This window comes from Rubrimonas sp., from assembly GCF_036788415.1.
Taxonomy (GTDB): Bacteria; Pseudomonadota; Alphaproteobacteria; order Rhodobacterales; family Rhodobacteraceae; genus Rubrimonas.
Genome location: NZ_DAIQNN010000169.1, coordinates 1 through 3942 on the forward strand (window position 1 = coordinate 1; position 3942 = coordinate 3942).

The window sequence follows — 3942 nt, forward strand, 5'->3', positions numbered from 1 at the left end:
GAAGCCAGGCGCCAACGCCGCGAAAGCGGCTTCGTTCTTCGGGAGCTTGGGAAGGAAGCGTCTGGCCCGATGGTGTCCCGGTACTCCGCGAAGAACAGCAAACAGCGAGGTAGCGAGCCAATGGATACCACGAGCGGCGACGTGGAGGTTCTCGCAGGCCAACTGGTTGCACAGGGCATGATTTTGCAGATCCTGATGGGGCATATCGCGCTCATATCCCCGGATCATGGCGCAAGCATACGCGATACGCTCAGACAGGGTGTCGCGACGATGCAAGCAAATCGCAACATGTCGTCGCCCGAGAAGTTTGGCGCGGTCAGAACGCTCAAGGATGCGATTGACACCCTGGAAAAGCTTCAGGCAGGCGAGTGAATCGCTTTCCGCCGATAACGCGGCGTATGGCTCCCGAGTGCGGATATGCGCAGTCCAAGACCCATTCTGCCCTACGGCCATTCAATGGCTTGTGGCGTTAGTCGGGGTTCCGCGCCGATGCACACTTTACGGGTCTTCATCGCCACTGTCGGAACGGCCCCGGCCATGTTAGATCATGACCTCTGAACAGGTCCTGGAGCCAGCCCGTGCCCGAACCCCTGCGTGTTCCTCTCTCCGAGCTCAAGGTGAACCCTGGCGGCTTTCTGGAGAGCGCCCGTCAGCGAAGGGTGCTGCTCACCCGGCGCGGCAAGGTGGTTGGCGAACTGGTGCCGATCGACGAGCCCGACGCGGCCCCCATCCGACCGCTGCTCGGCTGCGCGCGCGAGATGCTGGCGCTGGCGGAAGGGACCGACCTGACCGAGCCGGTGGACGCGGAGTGGGACGCCGCGCGGTGAGCGCGGTGCTGCTCGACACCTGCGCCGTTCTCTGGCTCGCGGCGGGCGTCGCTCCATCGACGACAGCGGCCGAGGCCATCGAAGTGGCCCGGCGCGACGACGCCGTGCTGGTGTCGGCGATGTCGGCCTGGGAGATCGCCCAGAAGCACCGCCGCCGCCCCGCCGACCTCGGGCTCGCAGTCGCGCCAGCCGTGTTCTGGCGGTGCTTCACCAACCAGCCAGGCGTGCGGACGGCGCAGCTGTCGGCGGACATCCTGATGGCGTCGGTCGCGATCGAAGGTCTCGAGACGAAGGACCCGGTGGACCGCATGCTCGTCGCGACGGCCGAGGCGTTCGGCGCGCGTCTGGTCACAGGCGACACCCGCATCCTTGCGCATCTCCGCACCGCCTTGCCCTACGGACCATCCGCGCCGCGTCGCGAGGAGGTCTCCAGATACGCCGCCGCGCCAGGCGCCGGCCGCCGTCGGTTCGCAGATCCGGTTCGCAAATGGGGGAAAAATGCCGATAGTTCGCAGCCAACCCGCTGATATCGTTGAGTATCCTCTTATTGTGGATCTGGGGGTCCCCCGTTCGAGCCGGGGCGTCGGCACCACCCCAACCCTCTGCGTTCAGGCGGCTTTTCGGCGCGGTGCGCGCTTGCGCAGGCGGGCGTTGAGACTCGGTTTCGGCCGCCGTTGAGACTCTGGGCGCTTGGTTCGTTCTCGGCGGCGCCCGCATGGTCGTCGCGGACGGGTTGTTCTGGCCGTGGCGGCTCGCGTCGTCTGCTTCGCTTACCTCGCCGAACGGGCGAGGCTCTGATCTGATATCCCGCCGCCGATCCTGATGCTGCGCGCGCTCGTGACAACGGAAAGCGAGGGATGCGACCGTCGGACGGACTTGACCGGGTCGCCGAAGGAAGCGCCGATGCCCCCTCACCGAACCGTCGCGCCACCATCCGCCGCGGCGTTCGTCCTCGTCTGCCTCGCAAGCGGTGCGGCGGCCGATCTCGACGGTTGTGCGACCGCGCCAGCGCGGCATGCGCCGGCGCCGGAACGGACCATTCGGATCGACACGCCGGAGGGCGTCATCGCCGGCACCCTCGCCGCGCCCGCCAACGCCGCGCCTGTGGCTCTGGCGCTCCTCCTGCACGGCTTCACCGGGGCGCGCGATGAGATCCCGGTGGAGGGCCGTGAGGGGATGTTCGCGCGCGCTGCGCGCGCTTTCGCCGAGCGGGGCGTCGCATCGCTGCGGATCGACTTCCGGGGTTCGGGGGAGAGCGCCGGGCGCTGGGCCGACACGACCTTCACCGGACAAGCGCGCGACGCGCTCCGTGCGGGCGCCGCGCTGACTGAGAACGCCGAAGCGCCGCTGGTGGCGCTCGGGTACAGCCAAGGCGGGCTGGTGGCGCTGCGCGCCGCCGCGATGGACGACGTCTTCGAGCGCATCGCGCTGTGGAATCCGGTGCTCGACCCCCGCGCCACCTACGGCCTCATCCTCGGCGTCGAAACGCTCGCGCTTGGCGCCGTGCGCCACGAAGCCGGCGCGCGCGACGACCTCGTCGGCGCCAGCGGTCTGAAGCCGGCGTTCTTCGCCGACATCGCGTCCGCCGACCCGCTCGCCGACGCCGCCCGAACGGATGCGCCCGTGCTCGTTGTGACGGGTCGCCGCGACCACCTCGTCCGCGATGGGGCCGCGTTCGCCGACCGCATCGCCGCGGGCCGGGTGGCGGAGACGCAGATCGTCGATCTCGAGGCGGGGCACGATCTGGGCGCGGCGTCGGACGCGGCGCTGCTCGACGAGGTGATCGCCTGCACCGCGGCGTTCCTGCTGGGCGTCCGCTGACGCGACAACGGACCTGAGCCCACGGGAGAGCCTGGCGCGCATGTCGCGCGTCCGCTGACAAGCGACATGTCGATCTTGGAGCCGGAGCCGCGGGCACCGGCTCATCTGCGCGGCCGGACCGCGCGGGTCGCCGCCGCCGCGATGTCTTCCGGCGACGCAGGATTGCACGCAGGAGCCCAGATATGTGATCTCCCGTCATGGATCGTCCGGCCGCGCCGCTGTCGGCGCGACCGCGAGATGAAGAATGGGAGCGAGCACGCCATGCCTCATCCAGCTCTCAGAGCCGGCGCCGTCGCGGTTGTGACCGGCGGCGGGGCGGGCATCGGCTTGGCCGCGGCCCAGGCCCTCGCCGCGCTCGGCCTGCGCGTCTGCATCGTCGACGTTGACGCCGCGAAGCTGGCGGCCGCGGCCCCCGCCGTCTCGCCAAGGTCCGAGGACGTGATGACGTTCTGCGCCGACGTCGGCCGCGTGGATGAGCTGCAGGCGCTGCAGGAGGCGGTCGAGCGCCGCTTAGGCCCGGTAGACGTGCTGATGAACAACGCGGGCGTGCAGCCCGGCAGCGCGCTGTTCGGCCCGCTGGAGAACTGGACGCGGGTCATCGAGACCAACCTCTGGGGGGTCGTCCACGGCTGCCGCGTGTTCGCGCCGGGCATGATCGAGCGCGGGACGCCCGGCCTGATCATCAACACCGGCTCGAAGCAGGGGATCACGACGCCCCCGGGCGATCCCGCCTACAACGTCGCCAAGAGCGGCGTGAAGGCGTTCACCGAGGCGCTGCAGCACGAGTTGCGCACGACGCCGAACTGCGCGATCTCGGCGCACCTTTTGATCCCCGGCTTCGTCTTCACCGGACTGACGGCGCGGGGCCGCGCCGAGAAGCCCGAGGCGGCGTGGACGCCGGAGCAGACCGTGGAGTTCATGATGGCGCGGCTGGCGGCGGGGGACTTCTACATCCTTTGCCCCGACAACGACGTGCCGCGTGCGCTCGACGAGAGGCGCATCGCCTGGGCCGCGGGCGACATCATCGAGAACCGCCCGCCGCTGTCGCGCTGGCATCCGGACTTCGCCGAGGCCTTCGCCGCATTCTGCAGCAAGGGCTAGGCTTGCCGCCCATCGTCGGCGGGCCGCGCCGCACCGGGAGCGCGTGACGGCTACGCCACCGTGACGCGGGATGCCGATCGCAGAGAAGCGGCCGGTGTCGAGCTCTCTTCGCCGCACTCAGGCGTCCTTCGGCTCCGCGCGCCGGCGGGGATGAGGCGTGCGCCCCGGCCGGACCGGCTCCGCCGCCGCGTTC

General features: G+C 70.1%; 5 protein-coding genes. All 5 read left to right on the forward strand.

The annotated features are described in order from the left end of the window. A partial coding sequence (locus V7Q31_RS17775; RefSeq protein WP_333835186.1) for a hypothetical protein occupies positions 1–372 on the forward strand: 372 nt, incomplete at its 5' end. A gap of 206 nt (positions 373–578) precedes the next feature. Further along, positions 579–827 (forward strand): type II toxin-antitoxin system prevent-host-death family antitoxin, encoded by a 249-nt coding sequence (locus V7Q31_RS17780; RefSeq protein WP_333835187.1) that lies wholly within the window; start codon positions 579–581, stop codon positions 825–827. Next, complete coding sequence (locus V7Q31_RS17785; protein ID WP_333835188.1) at positions 824–1354, forward strand: type II toxin-antitoxin system VapC family toxin; 531 nt, start codon at positions 824–826, stop codon at positions 1352–1354. The genes V7Q31_RS17780 and V7Q31_RS17785 overlap by 4 nt, the downstream gene beginning before the upstream one ends. A 376-nt stretch (positions 1355–1730) precedes the next feature. Then, complete coding sequence (locus V7Q31_RS17790) at positions 1731–2648, forward strand: alpha/beta hydrolase family protein (protein ID WP_333835189.1); 918 nt, start codon at positions 1731–1733, stop codon at positions 2646–2648. A 261-nt stretch (positions 2649–2909) separates the two neighbouring features. Beyond that, the gene (locus tag V7Q31_RS17795; RefSeq protein WP_333835190.1) at positions 2910–3749 is read left to right on the forward strand and encodes an SDR family NAD(P)-dependent oxidoreductase; all 840 of its coding nucleotides are present in this window, start codon (positions 2910–2912) and stop codon (positions 3747–3749) included. Positions 3750–3942: the final 193 nt, after the last annotated feature.